This is a genomic window from Pseudomonas sp. McL0111, assembly GCF_052567255.1.
Genome location: NZ_CP199585.1, coordinates 2324733 through 2347002, shown reverse-complemented (window position 1 = coordinate 2347002; position 22270 = coordinate 2324733). Strand labels below are relative to the sequence as shown.

Sequence of the window (22270 nt, the reverse complement as noted above, 5' to 3'; positions counted from 1 at the left end):
ATAGCTACGGCATACTCGGTCGCCTAATTGCCCGGAACCCGCTATGCGCTCACTCGCCTCTCTAGCCCCGATTGCCCTGACCCTGTTGCTCACCGCTTGCGGCGACGGCGAATCGCTGTTGCCTCCGGACGCACGGCTGCCGGACGGCGGACGCTATCGCGGCGAACTGGTCAATGGCTTGCTGCAAGGCCAGGGGCGCGTCGACTATCCCAATGGCAGTTGGTATGCCGGGCAGTTCGACAAGGGTCAATGGCATGGTCAGGGCGAATGGCATGGCAGCAATGGCGAGGTCTATCGCGGCCAGTTCCAGCAAGGACTGTTCGACGGTCAGGGCAGCCTGACCACCAACGCCGGCAGCTACACCGGCGGTTTCAAGCTGGGCCGACGCGATGGCGAAGGCACGCTGAAAGAAAACGCCATGACCTACCGTGGCGAGTTCAAATCCGACCAGTATTCCGGGCTTGGTCGTCTGGAAATGGACGACGGCAGCTCCTATCAGGGCCAGTTCGCCCACGGCAAACCCAACGGTGAAGGCCAGCGCGGCGACGCCAGCGGCAACTCGTTCACCGGGCACTTCGTCAACGGTCAACTGGAAGGCAACGGCACTTACAACAGTGCCGACGGCGACATCTATGTCGGCGGCTTCAAGAACAACCAACTGCACGGCAAGGGCCGCTACGAAAACGCCGATGGCGACGTATGGCTCGGCCAGTTCAAGGAAGGCGCGCTGACCGGCAAGGGCGAACTGATCGGCGCCGACGGCAGCCATTACATCGGTAACTTCAGCGACTGGCGCTTCAGCGGTCAGGGCCGTTTGAACCTGCCGGATGGCAGCTTCTATATCGGCCAGTTCGACAACGACGCCTATAGCGGACGCGGCGTTCTGGTGCTGACCGACGGCACGGTGCTCAGCGGCACCTGGATCAATGGGCAGCGCGTTCGCGATGCCGACGGCAAATTGCTCCCGGACACTCTCGAACTCGGCTTGCTCGCCCAAGGTCGCTTGCTCAATGAAGCACTGGCCGCTGTGCCAGCCTCGACCCCGGCGGTGGAACTTTACACTCTGACATTGGGAGGCGACGGCAAGCAGAGTGTGTTCCTGCGCGAATCGGATTACGTCGCCAACATGCTCGCCAGCCGTTTCGGCGCGTATGGCCAGATTCGTCTGGTCAACCACCGCGACCACCTCACCGACCGGCCGATGGCTACCCGGGAAAACCTGCGCCGCGCCGCACAAACGCTGGCCGAACGCAGCGGCCCGGAAGACTTGCTGTTTATCTACCTGACCAGCCACGGCACTGCCGAACATGAACTGGTACTCGACCAGCCACGCATGGAACTGGCCGACCTGCCCGCCGACGAACTCGCCGCCGTACTGGCCCCACTGAAAAACCGCGACAAGATCATCGTGATTTCGTCTTGCTACTCCGGTGGTTTCATTCCGGCACTGAAAGACGAACGCACCCTGATCATGACCGCCTCACGCGCCGATCGTGTTTCGTTTGGCTGCTCGGAAGAAGCCGACTTCACCTACTTCGGTGATGCGCTGTTTGCACAAGCACTGAACCAGACCGACGACCTGGAGCAAGCCTTCAAACTGGCCAAGGCCACCGTGGCCGAGCGCGAACTGGCGGACAATTTCGAAGCCTCGGAGCCGCAGATCTGGGCGCCGAAAACCGTGCTGGCGCACTGGCAACTGTTGCGTAAACAACAAGCCAAAAAAGCTTTGCAAAGTGCTGCGTTGAACGACGGAGCGACAAACAGCAACTAAGCTGAACAGTATCAAGGGAGAGACACCATGTACTTGACGCCTCAGCACATCTTGCTAGCCGGTGCCACCGGACTGACCGGCGAGCATCTGCTCGACCGTCTGCTCAACGAGCCGACGATCACCCGCGTCCTCGCCCCTTCGCGCCGGCCGCTGGCGGAACATCCGCACCTGGAAAACCCGGTTGGTGATCCACAGGTTTTTCTGCCGCAACTCAATGGTCGTGTCGATATCGCCTATTGCTGCCTCGGCACCACCATCAAACAGGCAGGTTCGGAACAAGCGTTTCGTGCGGTTGATCTGGACATGGTCGTGGCCTTCGCCAAACGTGCGCGGGAGATGGGCGCGCGGCACCTGATCGTGATCAGCGCATTGGGCGCCGATCCGAAATCATCAATTTTCTACAACCGGGTCAAAGGCGAGATGGAAGAGGCATTGCGCGCGCAGGACTGGCCGCAACTGACCATCTGCCGACCTTCGCTGTTGCTCGGGGAACGCACAGAACCACGTCTGAGCGAGCAGCTCGCTGCACCGTTCTCAAAACTGATTCCCGGTAAATACCGCGGCATCGAAGCCTGCCAACTGGCCCGCGCGATGTGGCGTCTGGCGTTGGAAGAACAGGATGGGGTGCGGGTGGTTGAGTCGGATGAACTGCGCAAGTTAGGCAAATAATCTTGTAGTGACTGAGCTGGCCTCTTCGCGGGCAAGCCCGCTCCCACAGTGGTACCGCATACAACACAAAACCTGTGGGAGCGTGGCTTGCCCGCGAACGGAGTGCGCAGCACTCCCCTACAATCCGCCAGTTGCCTGATAGCTCACGCCAATCACTGTCAGCAGCGACAACGGCAACAGCAGCGTATCGAGCAAAGCACTGGCCGGCAGGTCCACTCCCGGATAACCCGGCGCCTCAGCGCCGAAGCGATCCTTCGGGCAACAACCGCCATTCATCACATACAAATCCAGTCGTGTCCCCGCATACACCACCGGCGCCCCAGGCTTGGCCGCATCGAGCGTCCGCGCCGTGGCGCATCCAGTCAGTTGCAACGCCAGCAGGATCAACAGCAGCTTATTCATCACTGCTCAGATGATGCTCGCCCCAACGCGGCAACATGTCCTGAGGAATACCCAGCAAATTGAGAATCCGCGCCACCACGAAATCGATCAGATCATCGATGGTCTGTGGCTGATGATAGAAGCCCGGCGAGGCAGGCAGAATGGTCACGCCCATGTTCGACAGCTTGAGCATGTGCTCCAGATGAATGCTCGAATACGGCGCTTCACGCGGCACCAGAATCAACTGGCGGCGCTCTTTCAGCGTGACGTCGGCGGCGCGTTCGATCAGGTTGTTGCAGGCGCCGGTCGCGATCGCCGAGAGCGTGCCGGTCGAGCACGGCACCACTACCATTGCCGCTGGCGCCCCGGAACCCGAGGCAACCGGCGACATCCAGTCTTCCTTGCCGTACACGCGAATCTGCCCGGCGGCAGCGCCGGTGTATTCGGTGAGGAACGCCTGCATCATTTGCGGTTTGGGCGGCAGCGTGACGTCAGTCTCGGTAGCCATGACCAATTGCGCAGCCTTGGAGATCAGGAAATGCACCTCGCGATCTTCACGCACCAGACAATCGAGCAGACGCAAACCGTACTGGGCGCCGGAAGCGCCAGTCATCGCCAGCGTGATGCGTTCCGGGCCATTGCTCTCCAAACGAGTGTTCATTGCAGCGCCTCGGCGAGTTTGCCGTGCAGGCCGCCGAAGCCGCCGTTGCTCATGATCACCACGTGAGTGCCGGGCTGCGCCTGGCTTTTCACGCGTTCGATGATGCCTTCCAGCGAATCGCTGACAATCGACGGCACGGTGCACAGCGCCGCAGTGCCAGCCAAGTCCCAACCGAGGTTGGCCGGCGCGTACCAAATCACCTGATCGGCATCGACCACACTGTCCGGCAAGCCGTCGCGGTGAGCGCCGAGCTTCATCGAGTTGGAGCGCGGTTCGATGATCGCGATCAACGGCGCATCACCAATGCGTTTGCGCAGACCGTCGAGGGTGGTGGCGATGGCAGTCGGATGGTGGGCGAAGTCGTCATAGATGGTGATGCCGCGCACTTCGGCGACTTTCTCCATCCGGCGTTTGACGTTCTTGAACGCGCTCAACCCGGCGATACCCATTGATGGCACCACGCCAACATGCCGCGCCGCCGCGAGGGCAGCCAAGGCGTTGGCGACGTTGTGCTGACCGGTCAACTCCCACTCGACGGTGCCTTGCGACACGCCTTCGAACATCACTTCGAACGCCGAACCATCGGCGCTCAGCAGTTTGACTTGCCATTGACCGCCGACGCCGGTGGTTTGCACCGGGGTCCAGCAACCCATCTCGATCACGCGCTGCAACGCAGGTTCGGTGGTCGGGTGGATCACCAGGCCTTCACTCGGGATGGTGCGCACCAAGTGGTGAAATTGACGCTCGATAGCTGGCAGATCGGGGAAGATGTCGGCGTGATCGAACTCAAGATTGTTGAGGATCGCGGTGCGCGGACGGTAGTGAACGAATTTCGAGCGTTTGTCGAAGAACGCGCTGTCGTACTCGTCAGCCTCGATCACGAAAAACGGCGTGCCGCCCAGACGTGCCGAAACGGAGAAGTTTTGCGGCACGCCGCCGATCAGGAAGCCCGGGCTCATGCCCGCGTGTTCCAGCACCCAAGCGAGCATGCTGCTGGTGGTGGTTTTGCCATGCGTACCGGCAACCGCCAGCACCCAGCGACCTTGCAGCACATGATCGGCCAGCCACTGCGGGCCGGAGACGTACGGCAGGCCTTTGTTCAGCACATATTCCACCGCCGGATTGCCACGGGACATGGCGTTGCCGATCACCACCAGATCCGGCGCCGGATCAAGCTGCGCCGGGTCGTAACCCTGAGTCAGCTGAATGCCCTGGGCTTCCAGTTGAGTGCTCATTGGCGGATAGACGTTGGCATCGGAGCCCGTCACGTGATGACCCAGCTCTTTGGCCAGAACCGCCATCGAGCCCATGAAAGTCCCGCAAATACCCAGAATATGAATGTGCATAGTCGACCTCGTAAAACATGGCCGCAGGTTAGCGTAGGGAGGGGAAAATCGCACTCTTTAGGTGATCAGGGCTTTTGTAGGGTTGCGGTGTTTCAGGCAGATCGGGCGATGCCGTGTTTGCGCAGCTTTCTATATAGCGTGTTGCGACTGACGCCCAACTGCGCCGCCGTATGCGTCATATGCCAGTGCGTCTGCTCCAGCACATTGAGCAGCGCCAAACGCTCGGCATCTTCCAGCGGATGATCGGTGGACGCCGCCGCCAACACTGCTGGCCGCACCTGCCGAATCATTGCCGGCAAGTCCTCCAGTCCGATCCACCCTTCATCGCTCAATGCCGCCAGCGTGCGCAGCACATTGCGCAATTGCCGCACGTTGCCCGGCCAGTTGAACGCCAGCAGCGCCTGCCGTGCCGCGTCATCAATCAACAAGGTTTCCCCGCCCGCCTCCTCGGCCAGCAGGAAATCCAGCAACTCAGACTTATCACTGCGCTCGCGCAACGCCGGCAATGCCACTTCCAGACCGTTGAGCCGGTAGTACAAATCCTCACGGAAACTGCCGTCCTCGACCCGCCCCAACAAATTCCGGTGAGTGGCGCTGATGATCCGTACGTTCACCGCTTCCGGCTCGCCGCCAATCGGCACCACCTGCCGGTCTTCCAGCACCCTCAGCAATCGGGTCTGCAAGGCCAGCGGCATGTCACCGATTTCATCCAGGAACAACGTGCCGCCGTCAGCCTGCTGCAACTTGCCGCGCATGCCGTCCTTGCGCGCACCGGTGAAGCTGCCGCCGCGATAGCCGAACAGTTCGCTCTCGATCAGGCTCTCCGGAATTGCCGCGCAATTGAGGGCGACGAACGCCTTGCTCGCCCGTTGACTGGCATGGTGCACAGCCTTGGCGAAGGCTTCTTTGCCAGAACCGGTTTCGCCGTTGACCAGCAGCGGTACGTCACGCTCGAAAACCCGCAGTGCTTTGCGAAAATCCGCCTGCAACGCGGCGTCGCCCAGACAAATACCGGACAGACGCGGCGCTTCGGCGACTAACGGTGTGCGAGTCGCTGGCGTCGGCACCGGACGCCGGGCCTCACCACGCAACAGGGCAAACAGGTTTCGCCCGTCACGAGTGCGCAATGGCCAACTGGCGCTGGCATTGGCGCTGGCGCGACCGAGCAGTTCATCCAGCGAACAATCGAAAAACGCCTCGACCGGTTTACCCAGCAAGCCGCCGCGAATATGCCCGAGCAGGTTCAACGCGCTCTGATTGACCGCGCTGATCCGCCCTTCGCCGTCAAACGCCAGCAGCCCTTCGCTGAACAGCCCGACCGATTCGGCCTGTAAATGAAAACGCAGCAGCCACTGATTATCGAAGCAGCGCAGGAAATAGCAGCTTTCGATCATCTTCGCCGACAGATTGACCAGCGCCATGGTGTGGAACTGGCTCTGCCGCGAAACGTCATGCCGCGCCGAGGAGACGTCGAGCACCGCCAGTAGCTCGCCGTGCGGGTCGAACACCGGGCTCGCCGAGCAGGTCAGGCCGGTGTGACGGCCACGGAAATGTTCGTCTTGATGGATGGTCAACGCCTGACGCTCGACCAGGCAGGTACCGATGCCGTTGGTGCCTTCGCAGGCCTCGCTCCAGTCGGCCCCAAGCCAGAGGCCGGAGCGTTCGAAAATCTTGCGTTCGGCCGGGGCGGTGACGCAATTGAGGATCACCCCGCGAGCATCGGTCAGCAGCACCGCGTGACCGGCGCCGGACAGTTGTTGATGCAGACTGCTCATTTCATTGCCGGCAATTTGCAGCACTTGTTGCAGACGCTCGCGGCTTTCAAGAACGCGACCGTGTTCAAGCACCGTCGGCGCGATGGTCAGGGCCGGGTCGAGATGATAGTCCTCGACGCAACGCAGCCACGAGCGGGCAATCGACGGGTCAGCCCCGGGGCCATGCAGGTGCGGCTTACCCTGGGTGACAGTGAGAACCTGTTGGGCATGGCGACTCAAATGGTTGTCGTGCATTTCTTATTATTCTCCCCGAGGCTCGATGGCCAATGCTTGAGGTGACGCCCAGCATCCTCCAGCCAACCACGCATTGCAATGCTGGCAAGACCACCCGGTCGCGCGCTGTGCCAAATACGGTACAGAGTGTCACCCCCTCTGTACCGAAACCGTCACAGCCGCCATCCACTTGTCCGACAGGATTCGCGCAAGGCCTTGATTTGCCTGACCTGCAAGGCAGTGGCCCGACCTTTGCTCTACGCTTATAGCAAGCGCAATTGCGCCACTCCCTTATAAGCACAAAAGCCAAGGAGAAAAACATCATGCGTTACGCTCACCCCGGTACTGAAGGCGCCAAAGTCTCGTTCAAGAGCAAATACGGTAACTACATCGGCGGCGAGTTCGTCGCGCCTGTCAAAGGTCAGTACTTCACCAATACCTCGCCAGTAAATGGCCAACCGATTGCCGAATTCCCGCGCTCCACTGCCGAAGACATCGACAAGGCACTGGACGCCGCTCACGCTGCCGCCGACGCCTGGGGTTCCACCTCCGTGCAGTCGCGCTCGCTGACGCTACTGAAAATCGCCGACCGCATCGAACAGAACCTCGAATTGCTGGCAATCACCGAAACCTGGGACAACGGCAAAGCCATCCGCGAAACCCTCAACGCCGATATTCCGCTGGCTGCCGACCATTTCCGCTATTTCGCCGGGTGCCTGCGCGCTCAGGAAGGCAGCGCTGCCGAAATCGACGGCAACACCGTGGCTTATCACATTCATGAACCACTGGGCGTGGTCGGCCAGATCATCCCGTGGAACTTCCCGATCCTGATGGCCGCATGGAAACTCGCGCCAGCTCTGGCTGCCGGTAACTGCGTGGTGCTCAAGCCTGCCGAGCAAACCCCGCTGGGCATCACCGTGCTGATGGAACTGATCGGCGATCTGCTGCCGCCGGGGGTGCTCAACGTGGTGCAAGGGTTCGGCAAAGAAGCCGGCGAAGCCCTGGCCACCAGCAAACGCATCGCCAAGATCGCTTTCACCGGTTCGACCCCGGTCGGCTCGCACATCATGAAATGCGCCGCCGAAAACATCATTCCGTCCACCGTGGAGCTGGGTGGCAAGTCGCCGAACATCTTCTTCGAAGACATCATGCAGGCTGAACCGACCTTCATCGAAAAAGCCGCCGAAGGTCTGGTGCTGGCGTTCTTCAACCAGGGCGAAGTCTGCACCTGCCCTTCCCGCGCACTGGTTCAGGAGTCGATCTACGACGAGTTCATGGCCGTGGTCATGAAGAAAGTCCTGCAAATCAAACGCGGTGACCCGCTGGATACCGACACCATGGTCGGCGCGCAGGCGTCCGAGCAGCAATTCGACAAAATCCTTTCGTACCTGGAAATCGCCAAGGGCGAAGGCGCCGAGCTGCTGACTGGCGGCAAGGTGGAAAAACTCGAGGGCAATCTGGCGACCGGATATTACATCCAGCCGACCCTGCTCAAGGGCACCAACAAAATGCGCGTGTTCCAGGAAGAAATCTTTGGCCCGGTGGTGAGCATCACCACCTTCAAGGACGAAGCCGAAGCGCTGGCCATCGCCAACGACACCGAGTTCGGCCTTGGCGCCGGCTTGTGGACCCGCGACATCAACCGCGCCTACCGCATGGGCCGCGCGATCAAGGCCGGTCGCGTGTGGACCAACTGCTACCACCTGTACCCGGCGCACGCCGCGTTCGGCGGGTACAAGAAGTCCGGCGTCGGTCGTGAAACCCACAAGATGATGCTCGATCATTATCAGCAGACGAAAAACCTGCTGGTGAGCTACGACATCAACCCTCTGGGCTTCTTCTAAAACCTCGGGGCAATACAGCTAATCCTGTGTTGCCCTTCAAATAGCCATCGCTGGCAATCCAGCTCCCACAGGGATCTGCGCAAGTCCCAACACCACAGAAACCTGTGGGAGCTGGCTTGCCAGCGATAGCGTCCTGAATGACACACCACAAAAAGGTCTGGCCGCTCTGGCACGGCCCTTGCGTACCCGTCATTCAGGATTTGCGTGAAATCTGCCGCTGCGTGAACAGCACCCACCCACCCAAATCGCCACACCCGAAAGTCCAACAAATCGAACAATAAAAAAGACAGAGAGGACTTATGACTACAACCACACAGCTCAAACCCACACTCGGCACCCTGCATCTATGGGGCATTGCCGTCGGTCTGGTGATTTCCGGCGAATACTTCGGCTGGAGTTACGGCTGGGGCACCGCAGGCACCCTGGGTTTTCTGGTCACGGCTTTGATGGTCGCGACCATGTACACCTGCTTCATCTTCAGCTTCACCGAATTGACTACTGCGATCCCACACGCAGGTGGGCCGTTTGCCTACAGCCGTCGAGCATTCGGCGAGAAAGGCGGATTGATCGCCGGGATCGCCACGCTGATCGAATTCGTCTTCGCGCCACCGGCGATTGCCATGGCGATTGGCGCCTATCTCAACGTGCAATACCCGGAGCTTGACCCCAAGCTGGCAGCAGTCGGGGCGTATTTCGTGTTCATGACCCTGAACATCCTCGGCGTCAGCATCGCTGCGACCTTTGAACTGGTGGTCACGGTGCTGGCGGTCGCCGAATTGCTGGTGTTCATGGGGGTGGTTGCACCGGGTTTCAGCTTCAGTAACTTCGTGCTTAACGGCTGGTCGGGCTCCAACGAGTTCACCATGGCCTCGATTCCCGGGATCTTCGCGGCGATACCGTTTGCGATCTGGTTCTTCCTCGCCATCGAAGGCGCGGCCATGGCCGCCGAAGAAGCCAAAGACCCGAAACGCACGATTCCCAAGGCTTACGTCAGCGGCATCCTGACCCTGGTGTTCCTCGCCATCGGCGTGATGGTAATGGCCGGCGGCGTCGGCGACTGGCGTCAACTGTCGAACATCAACGATCCGCTGCCGCAGGCAATGAAAGCGGTGGTCGGTAACAACTCGTCGTGGATGCACATGCTGGTATGGATCGGCCTGTTCGGGCTGGTGGCGAGTTTCCACGGGATCATTCTCGGCTACTCGCGGCAGTTCTTTGCCCTCGCCCGCGCCGGGTATCTGCCTAAAGGCCTGGCCAAACTCTCGCGTTTCCAGACGCCGCATCGGGCCATTCTGGCCGGTGGCGTCATCGGTATCGCGGCGATTTACAGCGACGGTCTGGTCAATCTGCAAGGCATGACCCTGACGGCGGCGATGATCACCATGTCGGTGTTCGGCGCCATTGTGATGTACATCATCAGCATGCTCAGCCTGTTCAAACTGCGTAAAACCGAGCCGAATCTGGAGCGCACCTTCCGTGCACCGGGTTATCCGATCGTGCCGGGGATTGCGCTGTTTCTGGCCGTGGTGTGCCTGGTGGCGATGGCGTGGTTCAACACGCTGATCGGCTGTGTGTTCCTTGGCTTCATGGCAGCGGGTTATCTGTACTTCCAGCTGACCGCCAAACAACGCGCCGATGCCCCGGCGGACGCTATGCTCGAAGGTGTCTAGTTGCACCGGCACCGGGCCACAAACCCGGTGCGCGCATTATTGATGTGCACGCAAAACCTGTAGGAGTGAGCCTGCTCGCGATAGCGGTGTGTTAGTCACCATTGATAGCGACTGACATCCCTCATCGCGAGCAGGCTCACTCCTACAAAAAAGCAGATTGCAGTAATTACTGGAGGACACCGCCCCATGGCCGCATTTGCCCATTCCGTCGGCGCCCAGACCTACCGCTTCGACAGCCTCAAAGATGTAATGGCCAAGGCCAGCCCCGCACGCTCCGGGGATTTCCTGGCCGGTGTCGCCGCGCTCAACGACGGCGAGCGGGTGGCCGCGCAAATGGCGCTGGCGAATATTCCTCTCACGCACTTCTTGCAGGAAATGCTGATCCCTTATGAATCTGATGAAGTCACCCGACTGATCATCGACAGCCACGACAAGCAGGCTTTCGCCGTGGTCAGCCACTTAACGGTCGGCGGTTTCCGCGACTGGCTGCTCAGCGATGCTGCCGATGAAAACAGCCTGCGCGCGCTCGCCCCGGGGCTGACCCCGGAAATGGTCGCCGCCGTGTCGAAGATCATGCGCGTGCAGGATCTCGTGCTGGTGGCGCAGAAAATCCGCGTAGTGACAAAGTTTCGCGGCACCCTCGGCCTGCGCGGACGACTGTCGACGCGCCTGCAACCAAACCACCCCACTGACGAACCTGCGGGTATCGCCGCGAGCATTCTCGACGGTCTGCTGTACGGCAACGGCGACGCAATGATCGGCATCAACCCGGCCACCGACAGCATCGCCTCGATCTGCGCGATGCTGGAAATGCTCGACGCGATCATTCAGCGTTACGAGATTCCGACCCAGGCCTGCGTGCTGACCCACGTCACCACCTCCATCGAGGCGATCAACCGTGGCGTGCCGCTGGATCTGGTGTTTCAGTCGATTGCCGGTACCGAGGCGGCCAACGCCAGTTTCGGTATCAACCTGAATATCTTGCAGGAGGGTTATGACGCGGGGCTGAGCCTGAATCGCGGCACCCTCGGCCAGAACCTCATGTACTTCGAAACCGGTCAGGGCAGCGCGCTGTCGGCCAACGCCCACCACGGCGTCGATCAACAAACCTGCGAGACCAGAGCCTACGCCGTGGCGCGCCATTTCAAGCCGTTTCTGGTGAACACGGTTGTCGGATTTATCGGCCCGGAATACCTCTATAACGGCAAACAGATCATCCGCGCCGGCCTCGAAGACCACTTCTGCGGCAAGTTGCTCGGCGTACCGATGGGCTGCGACATCTGTTACACCAACCACGCCGAAGCCGATCAGGACGACATGGACACCCTGCTGACCCTCTTGGGCGTAGCCGGGATCAACTTCATCATGGGCATCCCCGGCTCCGACGACATCATGCTCAACTACCAGACCACCTCGTTTCACGATGCGCTGTATGCGCGGCAGACTCTGGGCCTGAAACCGGCGCCGGAATTCGAGCTGTGGCTGGCGAAAATGGGCATCTTCACGCAGGCGGACGGCAAGGTGCATTTTGGCAACAACCTGCCGCCGGCCTTCCGCCAGGCGCTGGCGCAACTGGGATGAGTCTTATGGAAAAACCACCCGTAGATCCGCAAAACCCCTGGCTGGAATTGCGCCGCCTGACCCCGGCGCGAATTGCCCTCGGTCGCACCGGCACCAGCCTGCCGACCAGCGCGCAGCTGGATTTCCAGTACGCCCACGCCCAGGCCCGCGACGCCGTGCATTTGCCGTTCGATCACGCAGGGCTCAGCAACCAACTCAGCGAGCGTGGCCGTGAAACTCTGCTGCTGCACAGCGCTGCGTTGGACCGTAACAGCTACCTGCAACGCCCCGATCTGGGTCGAAAACTGAGCGATGAATCGGCGCAGACCCTGCGTGATTACGCTGCGGCCCATCCGGGAGGCGTCGATCTGGTGGTAGTCGTGGCGGATGGCCTGTCGGCACTGGCGGTGCATCGCCACACATTGCCGTTTCTGACCCGACTGGAAGAACAGATGAGCGCCGACGGCTGGTCGGCGGCACCGGTCGTCCTTGTGGAACAGGGTCGTGTTGCAGTGGGCGATGAAATCGGTGAGCTACTGGGTGCAAAAATGCTGGTGATGCTGATCGGCGAACGCCCGGGGCTCAGCTCACCCGACAGTCTCGGTTTATATTTCACCTACAATCCAAAGGTCGGACTGACCGATGCTTACCGCAACTGCATCTCCAACGTTCGGCTTGAGGGCTTGAGCTATGGCATGGCGGCGCATCGCTTGCTGTATCTGATGCGCGAAGCCTGTCGGCGGCAGTTGTCGGGGGTCAATCTGAAGGACGAAGCGCAGATTCAGACGCTGGAGTCGGACGCAGGTGCAGACATGAAAGGTAATTTCCTACTCACTCCGCCCCCTGCCTGAACCGTTTCCGCATTGCGTTTCTGCGCCGGTTTAAGGCAGGATCGATGCACGGCCGCCAGGGTTTCCCGTCGCCGTCAGAGCATGTGAAAACAGCCACTTGAAGACGAGACCTATCATGCGGATTATCCAAGCGACCCTTGAACACCTGGATTTGCTGACCCCGTTGTTCGTCAAATACCGCGAGTTCTACGGCTCCCTGCCTTATCCGGACTCGTCCCGCGCGTTTCTCGAAAAACGTCTGCGACGCAAGGAATCGGTGATTTACCTGGCGCTGGCCGACGATGACGACAAGAAACTGATGGGTTTCTGTCAGTTGTATCCGAGCTTTTCTTCGCTTTCGCTCAAACGCGTGTGGATTCTTAACGACATCTACGTCGCCGAAGACGCCCGCCGCCAGTTAGTGGCCGACAACCTGATCCGCACCGCGAAGAAAATGGCCAAGGAAACCCAGGCCGTGCGCATGCGCGTCTCGACCAGCAGCAACAATGAAGTTGCGCAGAAGACCTACGAATCCATCGGATTCAAGGAAGACACCGAGTTCAAGAACTACGTGCTGCCGATCAGCGACGAACTCTAAAGTCAAAAGATCGCAGCCTGCGGCAGCTCCTACATTTGGAATGCACTCCCCCTATAGGAGCTGCCGAAGGCTGCGATCTTTTAACCCCACCTCATATATCTGCATCTCCCTGACAATTGTTCACACCCCGACATCCCTCGCTACAAAACCAACGCGCTTTTCACCTATCAGACCGTATAATCCCGATCTTTCCGGCTTGTAAGAAAAACTACACCCGTCTGTAGGCTTACACGAAGTCATCCGCACAGGCCTGCAGAGTCGGGCCGTCACTCAGGTGCCCCCATGGATTTCAACCCGCTCGACCTTATCCTGCATCTCGACGTCTACCTCGACATGCTGGTGAACAATTACGGGCCGTGGATCTACGCCATCCTGTTTCTGGTGATCTTCTGCGAAACCGGTCTGGTGGTGATGCCTTTCCTGCCGGGTGATTCGCTGCTGTTCATTGCCGGCGCTGTAGCGGCTGGTGGCGGCATGGACCCGGTATTGCTCGGCGGACTGCTGATGCTCGCGGCAATCATGGGTGACAGCACCAACTACGTGATCGGACGAACGGCGGGGGAAAAGCTCTTCAGCAACCCGAACTCGAAGATTTTCCGTCGCGACTACCTGCAACAAACCCACGACTTCTACGACAAGCATGGCGGCAAAACCGTGACGCTCGCGCGCTTCCTGCCGATCATCCGTACCTTTGCCCCGTTCGTCGCCGGTGTGGCGAAGATGCCGTATCCGAGATTCTTCGGTTTCAGCGTGTTCGGCACCATCCTCTGGGTCGGCGGTCTGGTAACACTGGGCTACTTCTTCGGTAACGTACCGTTCATCAAGAAGAACCTGTCGCTGCTGGTAGTCGGCATCATTCTGCTGTCGCTGGTGCCGATGATCATCGGTGTCGTGCGCAGTCGTTTCGGCGGCTCCAGCTCCAAAGCCGAATCGCGCTGAAAGCATGTGGTCACTGAGCGCCTGGCGACGCCGGCGCATCCTGGCCAGGCACCCGATTGCCGACGACATGTGGCAACGGGTGCGCCATCACCTGAGCTTTCTTGACGGCATCAGCGCCGCCGAAGACCAGTGGCTGCGTGAAGCCTGCGTGCTGTTCCTCGAAGAAAAACACCTGACCGCCCTGCCCGGTGTCGAACTGCATCAGGAACAACGCCTGCTGCTCGCCGCCCAGGCGCAATTGCCGCTGCTCAATCTCGGCGATTTGAACTGGTATCAGGGTTTTCACGAAATCGTCCTCTATCCCGACGACTTCCTCAGCCCGCAGCGCCACCGCGACGCCAGTGGCATCGAACATGAATGGGACGGTGAACACAGCGGCGAAGCCTGGCAGCAAGGCCCGATCATTCTCGCCTGGCCGGGCGTGATGGCCAGCGGTGGCTGGGAAGGCTACAACCTGGTCATCCACGAACTGGCGCACAAGCTCGACATGCTCAACGGCGACGCCAACGGCCTGCCGCCACTGCACGCCGACATGCGCGTCAGCGACTGGGCGCAAGTCATGCAAGCGGCCTACGACGACCTCAATCGGCAACTCGATCACAATCCGGACGCTGAAACCGCCATCGACCCGTACGCGGCGGAAAACCCGGCCGAGTTCTTCGCCGTCACCAGCGAATACTTCTTCAGCGCCCCGGATCTGCTGCACGAGAGTTATCCACAGGTCTATGCGCAACTGAAGCTTTTCTACAAGCAGGACCCGTTGGGCCGGCTGTTGCAACTTCAAGCCGAAGACCCGGTCTATCAGGCTCACGACTAAGGCCAGGACGACTTTCGGTGCATGGCATCGGCAGCAGAATATGCCTATAATCGCCGCCACTTTTTGGTCAATCCGGCCAAGTGTTTTTGGTCAACTAACGGGGGCACCGCCCAATGAGCTACAGCAAGATTCCGGCTGGCAAAGACCTGCCGAACGACATCTACGTCGCGATCGAGATCCCGGCCAACCACGCGCCGATCAAATACGAAATCGACAAAGACAGCGATTGCCTGTTCGTTGACCGTTTCATGGCCACCCCGATGTTCTACCCGGCCAACTACGGTTACATCCCGAACACCCTGGCTGACGACGGTGATCCCCTCGACGTGCTGGTCGTGACCCCTTACCCGGTTGCTCCAGGTGCGGTCATCCGCGCTCGTCCAGTCGGCATCCTGAACATGACCGACGACGGCGGCGGCGATGCCAAAGTCATCGCAGTTCCACACGACAAGCTGTCCCAGCTGTACGTGGACGTGAAGGAATACACCGACCTGCCGCCACTGCTGATCCAGCAGATCGAGCACTTCTTCGCGAACTACAAAGATCTCGAAAAAGGCAAATGGGTGAAAATCGAAGGCTGGGCCGGCGCAGACGCCGCTCGCGAAGCGATCACCAAGTCGGTTGCTGCCTACAAGGGCTAATAGCCCTGACACGCAGTACGCCTGACAAAAAACCCCGGTTTACCGGGGTTTTTTTTGTCTGGGAAATGGCGCTTTAAACGCTGCGTTTAAAAAAGCCGCTACACAGTTTTAATCTGTTTAATTTCCCACAAGAACGTCTTACATCCAGTCGCAAAATTCGCCCCGTTTTTGAACACCCGGTTTATTCAAACCGCTCTGGCACGGCCGTAGACTCCGTGTTTATGAAAAAGAACACTAGCGGTCCAAGATTCAAGGCACTCCTGGAAGCAGCGAAGATCACCACCACGGGATTCGCAAAGTTCTGGGGCACGGAAGCCCAAAATATTCATAACTGGTACACCCGGGGCGTCCCGGCGTATCGCATGGAGGAAGTCTCACGCCTGTTGTCAGTCAACAGCGACTGGCTGAAAACCGGCGATGGCGCCAAAGACTCCCCAAGCCTGCAAATGCCCGCCAGCAATGGCGACACCTTCGACGCCCAATCCATTCGCGGCGTCTACACGGTCATCGACCCCAACGACATCGACCTGCCCTTCTTCAAGGAAACTCCGATAACAGCCGGCTCGAAGAAAACCCATGTCATCCTCGACCCCGAACAATCCATCCGCCTGCCCCGCGTCCATCTCGACATCCTCGAAATCAAACACACCGACGCCATCTGCGCGCACATGATCGGCAACAGCATGGCCGAACGCATCGCCGACGGCTCGACCATCGCCATCGACCGCGGCCTGACCCAGGTCGTCGACGGCGAAATCTACGCCATCGAACACGACGGCATGCTGCGCATCAAATATCTGCACCGCATGCCCGGCAACGCCCTGCGCCTGCGCAGCCACAACAGCGCCGAATACCCGGACGAAATCTTCCGTGCCGCGCAGATCGAAGAGCAGCGGATACACATATTGGGCTGGGTGTTCTGGTGGTCGACCCTGAGTAAACGCCGCCCGGCGATTCCGTTTCTCTGACCTGATGCCCTTCCGGACCTGTGCCTATCTCCCTGTGGGAGCCAGCCTGCTGGCGATGAGGCCCGGATAATCAGTACAAATCCCGGATTTTTGCCCGACAGATCGCTCTAACCCGCACTTCAAGCTGGGAATCCCCGCCAAAAATCAGTATCCTGCGCCCCACATTTGCGCATCGACCCGCCCAGCGGCTCAGATCGCACCCGACGCGGCAGATCAACGTCTGACCAAGTCCCACAGCCGGACGCAAGATCCGGGTGTACGTTTTGAAGGCTGACGCGGTTTACCAAAAATAAACCAAGCCAGTCCCCGAGAAGCCGGCCACAAGCCGGCTTTTTAATGCCTGAAAGTCTTGCAGAGTAAGGACTTTCCACAAAACACCATCTTTGACCCACACCAAAACGCTGGTTAGCCGCCACTCTATCGCCTCGACTTCTTGGGCAATGGCCGGCTGCGCTCGACCGGCAGCTGCCGGTAGCGATAAAGAATGCCTGAGCGCCGCTGCGCTGATCACTTTCAAGAAGATGCTGAGCGCCAGAACCATTGAGCTGTATTAAGCAGTCGCCACAAAGCGAGTGATGAATTCTGTAGGCCTTAAAAGGCAAGAAGATTTGATAGCTTCTTAACCAGTACGCGCGAATTCAATTGAGGGAGAGCCCAGACACAACGGCTTACCTTTTCCAGATACAAGCACCTACTCTCGGCGGCATCCTGAGCGAGCATTTATTTATACTCGCCCGCCAGTCAGCTCAAAAACCCCCATCAGCACAGGGATGCGCCCATGTCTGTTCCAACCTATGATCAGTTCATCGAACCGATCCTGCGTTTTCTCGCCACAAAACCCGAGGGGGTTATCGCTCGGGACGCCCACGAAGCGGCTGCTAAAACGCTGCAATTAACAGAAGCTCAGCGTGAAGAACAGCTCGCGAGTGGGCAGTTCACCTACAAGAACCGGTCAGGCTGGGCGCACGATCGTCTCAAGCGTGCTGGTCTTTCCAGCAGTGCCAAACGCGGTTATTGGAGGTTGACTGACGCAGGTGTGCAGTACGCCAAGGAGCATGCATTTCCACTGTCAGCCAAGGACGTGGAGCATTTAGCGATCGGCTACATGAATGTGAAGCTGAAAGTCGCGCCTGATGCCGAGCCACTGGATGATCAACCAAACGTTGAGCCAGATCCGGCCTCCGCCACCGAAAGCCCCGACGACCGACTAGAGCGAGCGCTAAAAGAATTGCGCGATGCCACGGCGGCAGACCTTTTGGATAACTTGCTGCAAGTCAGCCCCAACCGCTTCGAAGTGATCGTGCTGGATGTGCTTCATCGCCTGGGTTATGGCGCCAGTCGCAATGATCTGCAACGTGTCGGTGCTTCCGGCGATGCAGGCATCGACGGCATTATCTCGCTCGACAAGTTAGGTTTGGAGAAGGTTTACGTGCAAGCCAAGCGCTGGCAGAACACTGTTGGACGGCCTGAGTTACAGGCGTTCTACGGGGCGCTCGCCGGACAAAAAGCCAAACGCGGCGTGTTCATTACCACCTCAGGCTTTACGGCGCACGCTGTCGACTTTGCCAAATCGGTGGACGGAATTGTGTTGGTAGACGGGACGCGACTGGTGCACCTGATGATGGATCATGAGGTGGGCGTGACATCCCGTTTGTTGAGGTTGCCGACGCTGGATCGCGATTACTTTGATGAAGAGTGAATTCAGGAGTGTTGCTGCTTGATCCAGCTAACCAATTTCCATATTGGGCTTGTGGTCAAAAGTGATGGCACACTAGAATCGCGACGACTGTTCTACCAACCCCCACGGATCGAGGGTTACATCAGCGCGGGGCAAGGCCGGGACTGAATCCAGTTTAGGTTGATGTGCAGGTCAAGGAGACCAATATGTCGGACGCAAACATCAGGGAAAAATACTTCGTTTACCATCTCACGTCCGTTGAGAATCTGGATGGAATCCTTAAGGAAGGCCTGAAGCCTCGGGCCAGTCTGGAAAATTTCACCGACGTCGCAGACAGCGAAATACTTAAGAAACGCAAAGCGCTCAATCTTGATCGCTATGTTCCATTCCACTGGTTCGCTGCGAACCCGTTTGATGGACGGGTACAGCTAAGCCGGCCCAAAGAGAAGTTCGTCCTCATTTCCGTGTTTCGATCATTTGCCAAACAAAACGGTTGGAAAATTATTCCCCGGCACCCACTCGCTGATGATGCGATTCAACTGCTCGATTACAACCCAGGTTTTGAAGCAATTAATTGGGAACTGATGAGTACTCGGGATTATCAGAACGCGGAGTGCAAAAGCGTTTGCATGGCCGAATGCCTATCTCCGGAAGTGGTAAACCCCAAAAACTTTTCCAGAATTTATGCACCAACCGATGAAGTCAGCTCGCTTTGTGAGGCTAAAATGCGCGAGGCAAAGCTTGCGACTCCCATCAGCGTGAATCCCGGAATGTTCTTATAAATGAACTACACCAGCCTGAATCCAGAGAAAGCTCTGATTTGGCGTATCGTCCATCGCGATAACCTGCCCTGGATTCTGGACAACGGTCTGCATTGCGCAAACTCGGAAGCACAGGCACCTCAGTACGTGAATATCGGTAACGTCGACTTGATCGACAAACGCCGCTCCCGTCAGGTGCCTATCGCCCCCCAAGGTTTTTTGGCCGACTACGTGCCCTTCTATTTCACGCCCTTCTCGGTGATGATGCAGAACATTCACTCTGGGTGGAGTGTTCAGCAGCGCAGCAATGACGAGATCGTGATTTTGGTCTCAAGCCTGTATCGCGTTGAAGAGCTCGGCCTACCGTTTGTCTTCACAAACGCGCACGCCTATCCAAGTTGGACAAACTATTACAGCGATCTGGCGAATCTCGACCAGATCGATTGGTCTATCCTTCAACGGCGCGACTTCAAGCGCGATCCTGATGACCCTCGCAAAATGGAGCGTTATCAGGCTGAGGCGCTGATCCACCATCACTTACCGATTACGGGACTGCTGGGCATCATGTGCCACACCGATGCAATGAAAGTACGCATAGAAGCAGACGTCGCCGCTAGAGGCCTGACGTTGTCGGTTCATGCGCGCCCCAAATGGTATTTCCAATGATCAGATTTACCCAAGGCAACCTGCTGGAAGCCAAAACCGAAGCCCTCGTCAACACGGTGAATACCGTGGGCGTGATGGGTAAGGGCATCGCATTGATGTTTAAAGAACGCTTTGCGCAGAATTACCGTCTCTATGCAGCAGCGTGTAAGGCGAAGGAAGTAGAAACCGGCAAGATGCATGTGACGGCCACCAATGAACTGGATGGCCCTCGTTGGATCGTGAACTTCCCAACCAAACGCCATTGGCGTTCTCCGTCGCAAATGGCGTGGATAACTGAAGGCTTGCATGATCTGCGTCGGTTTCTGCTTGAGAACGACGTAAAATCTGTCGCAGTCCCACCGTTAGGTGCTGGTAATGGCGGCTTGAAGTGGCCTGAAGTTCGTGAACAGATTGTCGAAGTCTTGGGTGATCTGGACGCCGATATATTGGTGTTCGAGCCTTCTAACCAATATCTGAATGTCGCCAAACGTTCGGGCGTAGAAAAGCTCACGCCAGCCCGAGCTCTTATCGCCGAACTGGTTCGTCGCTATTGGGTTTTAGGCATGGAGTGCAGTCTGCTGGAGATACAGAAGTTGGCTTGGTTTCTCGAGCGTGCTATCGAGAAGTTGCCGAATACCGAGAACCCTCTGAATCTGAAGTTTGTCGCGCACAAATATGGGCCATACGCCAACCGACTGGAACATCTGCTCGATAACCTCGATGGCAGTTATCTGCACTGTGACAAACGCATCAGTGACGCTGGCATCAGCGATGTGATCTGGTTTGACCAAGAGCGCAAAGCCTTTTTGCAGACGTATCTGAAGACTGAGGCCAAGGAATACTCCCAGGCTTTGGAACGCACCGCCGAGTTGATTGACGGTTTTGAATCGCCATTCGGTATGGAGCTTTTGGCCACAGTCGATTGGCTGCTAAGCCAGGAAGGCGTGTCCGCGACCGTTCCTGCAGTGCGTGAGGCGTTGAAGCATTGGGACGGTGGCGCTGGCGCTGCTGCTCGCAAGAGCAAATTGTTCGATGATCAGGCTCTTGATATTGCGCTCAAGCGCCTGTCATCCAGCAGTTTCCGACCTGAATTAGCGGCCTGAGTGATTCCCTGTTAGCTGGGGAACGGTTCAGCAAGCCCCTTTGCACAATTCTCCTCTCCCCCTGATAGAGCAGTCTTCAGAGACGGCGAATTTTCAAGGCGGCTATAAGTCCGAGAATGACGCCACATGGAAGTTGAAATTTGATCCCCCGCATTCTGAGTTCACACCTGAAATCCGCCACCGCAACAACTTTATGCCTCTGCCTATCCGCATGCGTCGGGGTAGGCATCTCCCTCCCAGAAAAAGTCACACTGAAAACCGACGCCTACAGAGCGCAAAGCTACCGCTCAATCACCCCGCAAATCACCAGTACAGCAACATCGTCACCCACCCGTGAATGGTGCGGAATCACTGTCTGGGCGCTGGTGATTCCGGTGCCGTTGAAGCTGCCGGTCTGCCATTCTTATTCCGAGCAATCCTTCGGCAGTGATGAGTTCGGGAGGGAGACCGTTCTGCTCAACACGAAGCAAACAGTGCCATCACCGCTCCACGCCTGCGGCCCACTCATGGTGCTGGGGCCGATCGTGCACGGTTACGAAGGCAATGCACTGTGCGGCGTTTTTCCTGACTGATCAGATGACTCACGGATAACTAAACGACTTCACCAACGTCAACTCCCCCACCGCCCGCATCGGCACTACAAACGTCTCCATCTTCTCGCTCGGCGTTCCTTCCTCCGTAATCACCGTCACCTGCGCCGTCGTCAGGGGCTGCACCGCGTCATCCCCGCCGCTATCTTCATCACTGCGATAGCCGCCGCCGTAGTAATTCACATACACCAGATACTGGCCTTTGATCGGCGCCGGCATGGCGAAGATTTCCGGGCCGTAGCCGGTGGTGACGTCGACGTCCAGCGCGGCGCCGTTTGGCGCCACGCGGTTGCCGTACCAGATGTGCGCGCCGTCGGGGGTGACGAGGTGCAAGTCGAGGTCGGTGCCGTCGCTGTCCCACGACAGCAACACGCGCAGTTTCGCCGGGGTGGCGCCGCCGCTGGCGTTGAGGAATTGGGTGCGGTGGCGCTGTTGGCCGTCGGGGCTGCGGACTTCGACGCTGTTGCTGCCGTTGGGGAATGAGAACGGGCGGTCGAAGCGGCCGCTGTCGTCGATTTTCAGCGGCATGCTGACGCCGTTGACGATGAGTCGACCGGGATCGTTGTTTTTCGGGGTGGTTTTGATCTGGCCACTGATGCGTGCGGTGTTGGCCTGGCCGACCGGGGTGTTCACCGATGAGGCCGGGTAGTTGACGGTCTGGCGGAAGTTTTCGCCTTCGCCCTCGGGCGCGCCGGTGCGCCAGCCGCCGACCGGGGTGTCGAGTTTGACGTTGTCGGCGGCCATCGCCAGCGGCAACGCATTGAGGGCGCAGAGCAGCAGCAAGACCTGTGGATAACGGAGTGTCATGGT

21 protein-coding genes are annotated in these 22270 nt (G+C 58.7%); 16 read left to right on the top strand and 5 right to left on the bottom strand.

Annotation, left to right across the window (positions count from 1 at the left end; translation table 11 throughout):
• The first annotated feature begins 43 nt into the window (after positions 1-43).
• Positions 44-1771, top strand: a complete 1728-nt coding sequence (locus ACTWLJ_RS10670) for a C13 family peptidase (RefSeq protein WP_445180782.1) — start codon at positions 44-46, stop codon at positions 1769-1771.
• Positions 1772-1798: 27 nt separating this feature from the next.
• Positions 1799-2440 carry an oxidoreductase gene (locus ACTWLJ_RS10665; protein ID WP_445180781.1) on the top strand — a complete coding sequence of 214 codons (642 nt, stop codon included), beginning with the start codon at positions 1799-1801 and terminating at the stop codon, positions 2438-2440.
• A gap of 117 nt (positions 2441-2557) precedes the next feature.
• Here the strand turns inward: ACTWLJ_RS10665 and ACTWLJ_RS10660 are convergent, their stop codons facing one another.
• The 4 genes from ACTWLJ_RS10660 to ACTWLJ_RS10645 all read right to left on the bottom strand — a co-directional run bounded on the left by ACTWLJ_RS10660 (position 2558) and on the right by ACTWLJ_RS10645 (position 6837).
• Positions 2558-2842 carry a YceK/YidQ family lipoprotein gene (locus tag ACTWLJ_RS10660; protein WP_401215506.1) on the bottom strand — a complete coding sequence of 95 codons (285 nt, stop codon included), beginning with the start codon at positions 2840-2842 and terminating at the stop codon, positions 2558-2560.
• Positions 2835-3482: a flavin prenyltransferase UbiX gene (gene ubiX, locus ACTWLJ_RS10655; protein WP_187678807.1), complete on the bottom strand. Its 648-nt coding sequence runs from the start codon at positions 3480-3482 to the stop codon at positions 2835-2837. The genes ACTWLJ_RS10660 and ubiX overlap by 8 nt, the downstream gene beginning before the upstream one ends.
• Positions 3479-4828: a UDP-N-acetylmuramate:L-alanyl-gamma-D-glutamyl-meso-diaminopimelate ligase gene (gene mpl, locus ACTWLJ_RS10650; protein ID WP_401215500.1), complete on the bottom strand. Its 1350-nt coding sequence runs from the start codon at positions 4826-4828 to the stop codon at positions 3479-3481. The genes ubiX and mpl overlap by 4 nt, the downstream gene beginning before the upstream one ends.
• Before the next feature lie 92 nt (positions 4829-4920).
• Positions 4921-6837 (bottom strand): sigma-54-dependent Fis family transcriptional regulator, encoded by a 1917-nt coding sequence (locus ACTWLJ_RS10645; protein WP_445180780.1) that lies wholly within the window; start codon positions 6835-6837, stop codon positions 4921-4923.
• A 302-nt stretch (positions 6838-7139) separates the two neighbouring features.
• On the opposite strand from ACTWLJ_RS10645, the gene exaC reads away from it, so the two are divergent.
• The 14 genes from exaC to ACTWLJ_RS10575 all read left to right on the top strand — a co-directional run bounded on the left by exaC (position 7140) and on the right by ACTWLJ_RS10575 (position 21442).
• On the top strand, positions 7140-8660 hold the full coding sequence (exaC, locus tag ACTWLJ_RS10640; RefSeq protein ID WP_401215495.1) for an acetaldehyde dehydrogenase ExaC: 1521 nt from the start codon (positions 7140-7142) through the stop codon (positions 8658-8660).
• A gap of 299 nt (positions 8661-8959) precedes the next feature.
• Positions 8960-10330, top strand: coding sequence for an ethanolamine permease (gene eat / locus ACTWLJ_RS10635; protein ID WP_401215493.1), 1371 nt, complete (start codon positions 8960-8962; stop codon positions 10328-10330).
• Positions 10331-10516: 186 nt separating this feature from the next.
• Positions 10517-11911 carry an ethanolamine ammonia-lyase subunit EutB gene (locus tag ACTWLJ_RS10630; RefSeq protein ID WP_445180779.1) on the top strand — a complete coding sequence of 465 codons (1395 nt, stop codon included), beginning with the start codon at positions 10517-10519 and terminating at the stop codon, positions 11909-11911.
• A gap of 5 nt (positions 11912-11916) precedes the next feature.
• Positions 11917-12741 carry an ethanolamine ammonia-lyase subunit EutC gene (eutC, locus tag ACTWLJ_RS10625; protein ID WP_445180778.1) on the top strand — a complete coding sequence of 275 codons (825 nt, stop codon included), beginning with the start codon at positions 11917-11919 and terminating at the stop codon, positions 12739-12741.
• Positions 12742-12856: 115 nt separating this feature from the next.
• Positions 12857-13318: a GNAT family N-acetyltransferase gene (locus ACTWLJ_RS10620; RefSeq protein ID WP_003228592.1), complete on the top strand. Its 462-nt coding sequence runs from the start codon at positions 12857-12859 to the stop codon at positions 13316-13318.
• A 282-nt stretch (positions 13319-13600) separates the two neighbouring features.
• Positions 13601-14257: a DedA family protein gene (locus ACTWLJ_RS10615; RefSeq protein ID WP_401215485.1), complete on the top strand. Its 657-nt coding sequence runs from the start codon at positions 13601-13603 to the stop codon at positions 14255-14257.
• Between the two features lie 4 nt (positions 14258-14261).
• A complete protein-coding gene (locus tag ACTWLJ_RS10610; protein ID WP_445180777.1) occupies positions 14262-15074 on the top strand; it encodes a M90 family metallopeptidase in 813 nt (270 codons plus the stop codon).
• A 113-nt stretch (positions 15075-15187) separates the two neighbouring features.
• Complete coding sequence (gene ppa, locus ACTWLJ_RS10605) at positions 15188-15715, top strand: inorganic diphosphatase (protein ID WP_140669541.1); 528 nt, start codon at positions 15188-15190, stop codon at positions 15713-15715.
• A 221-nt stretch (positions 15716-15936) separates the two neighbouring features.
• Complete coding sequence (locus tag ACTWLJ_RS10600) at positions 15937-16683, top strand: S24 family peptidase (protein WP_445180776.1); 747 nt, start codon at positions 15937-15939, stop codon at positions 16681-16683.
• Between the two features lie 778 nt (positions 16684-17461).
• The gene (locus ACTWLJ_RS10595) at positions 17462-18382 is read left to right on the top strand and encodes a restriction endonuclease (RefSeq protein ID WP_445180775.1); all 921 of its coding nucleotides are present in this window, start codon (positions 17462-17464) and stop codon (positions 18380-18382) included.
• 185 nt (positions 18383-18567) lie between these two features.
• On the top strand, positions 18568-19143 hold the full coding sequence (locus tag ACTWLJ_RS10590) for a DarT ssDNA thymidine ADP-ribosyltransferase family protein (protein WP_445180774.1): 576 nt from the start codon (positions 18568-18570) through the stop codon (positions 19141-19143).
• Complete coding sequence (gene darT / locus ACTWLJ_RS10585) at positions 19144-19788, top strand: type II toxin-antitoxin system toxin DNA ADP-ribosyl transferase DarT (protein WP_445180773.1); 645 nt, start codon at positions 19144-19146, stop codon at positions 19786-19788.
• Positions 19785-20870 (top strand): type II toxin-antitoxin system antitoxin DNA ADP-ribosyl glycohydrolase DarG, encoded by a 1086-nt coding sequence (darG, locus tag ACTWLJ_RS10580; protein ID WP_445180772.1) that lies wholly within the window; start codon positions 19785-19787, stop codon positions 20868-20870. Before darT ends, darG begins: the two co-directional genes overlap by 4 nt.
• Positions 20871-21010: 140 nt before the next feature.
• Positions 21011-21442: a hypothetical protein gene (locus ACTWLJ_RS10575; protein WP_445180771.1), complete on the top strand. Its 432-nt coding sequence runs from the start codon at positions 21011-21013 to the stop codon at positions 21440-21442.
• A 9-nt stretch (positions 21443-21451) separates the two neighbouring features.
• On the opposite strand, the gene ACTWLJ_RS10570 is transcribed toward ACTWLJ_RS10575, so the two are convergent.
• Positions 21452-22267, bottom strand: a complete 816-nt coding sequence (locus ACTWLJ_RS10570; RefSeq protein WP_445180770.1) for a YfaP family protein — start codon at positions 22265-22267, stop codon at positions 21452-21454.
• Positions 22268-22270: the final 3 nt, after the last annotated feature.

Bases quoted from the DNA above. Each gene is read 5' to 3' on its own strand.
- ACTWLJ_RS10670 (WP_445180782.1), top strand. From the start codon at position 44: ATGCGCTCACTCGCCTCTCTAGCCCCGATTGCCCTGACCCTGTTGCTC.
- ACTWLJ_RS10665 (WP_445180781.1), top strand. From the start codon at position 1,799: ATGTACTTGACGCCTCAGCACATCTTGCTAGCCGGTGCCACCGGACTG.
- ACTWLJ_RS10660 (WP_401215506.1), bottom strand. From the start codon at position 2,842: ATGAATAAGCTGCTGTTGATCCTGCTGGCGTTGCAACTGACTGGATGC.
- ubiX (WP_187678807.1), bottom strand. From the start codon at position 3,482: ATGAACACTCGTTTGGAGAGCAATGGCCCGGAACGCATCACGCTGGCG.
- mpl (WP_401215500.1), bottom strand. From the start codon at position 4,828: ATGCACATTCATATTCTGGGTATTTGCGGGACTTTCATGGGCTCGATG.
- ACTWLJ_RS10645 (WP_445180780.1), bottom strand. From the start codon at position 6,837: ATGCACGACAACCATTTGAGTCGCCATGCCCAACAGGTTCTCACTGTC.
- exaC (WP_401215495.1), top strand. From the start codon at position 7,140: ATGCGTTACGCTCACCCCGGTACTGAAGGCGCCAAAGTCTCGTTCAAG.
- eat (WP_401215493.1), top strand. From the start codon at position 8,960: ATGACTACAACCACACAGCTCAAACCCACACTCGGCACCCTGCATCTA.
- ACTWLJ_RS10630 (WP_445180779.1), top strand. From the start codon at position 10,517: ATGGCCGCATTTGCCCATTCCGTCGGCGCCCAGACCTACCGCTTCGAC.
- eutC (WP_445180778.1), top strand. From the start codon at position 11,917: ATGGAAAAACCACCCGTAGATCCGCAAAACCCCTGGCTGGAATTGCGC.
- ACTWLJ_RS10620 (WP_003228592.1), top strand. From the start codon at position 12,857: ATGCGGATTATCCAAGCGACCCTTGAACACCTGGATTTGCTGACCCCG.
- ACTWLJ_RS10615 (WP_401215485.1), top strand. From the start codon at position 13,601: ATGGATTTCAACCCGCTCGACCTTATCCTGCATCTCGACGTCTACCTC.
- ACTWLJ_RS10610 (WP_445180777.1), top strand. From the start codon at position 14,262: ATGTGGTCACTGAGCGCCTGGCGACGCCGGCGCATCCTGGCCAGGCAC.
- ppa (WP_140669541.1), top strand. From the start codon at position 15,188: ATGAGCTACAGCAAGATTCCGGCTGGCAAAGACCTGCCGAACGACATC.
- ACTWLJ_RS10600 (WP_445180776.1), top strand. From the start codon at position 15,937: ATGAAAAAGAACACTAGCGGTCCAAGATTCAAGGCACTCCTGGAAGCA.
- ACTWLJ_RS10595 (WP_445180775.1), top strand. From the start codon at position 17,462: ATGTCTGTTCCAACCTATGATCAGTTCATCGAACCGATCCTGCGTTTT.
- ACTWLJ_RS10590 (WP_445180774.1), top strand. From the start codon at position 18,568: ATGTCGGACGCAAACATCAGGGAAAAATACTTCGTTTACCATCTCACG.
- darT (WP_445180773.1), top strand. From the start codon at position 19,144: ATGAACTACACCAGCCTGAATCCAGAGAAAGCTCTGATTTGGCGTATC.
- darG (WP_445180772.1), top strand. From the start codon at position 19,785: ATGATCAGATTTACCCAAGGCAACCTGCTGGAAGCCAAAACCGAAGCC.
- ACTWLJ_RS10570 (WP_445180770.1), bottom strand. From the start codon at position 22,267: ATGACACTCCGTTATCCACAGGTCTTGCTGCTGCTCTGCGCCCTCAAT.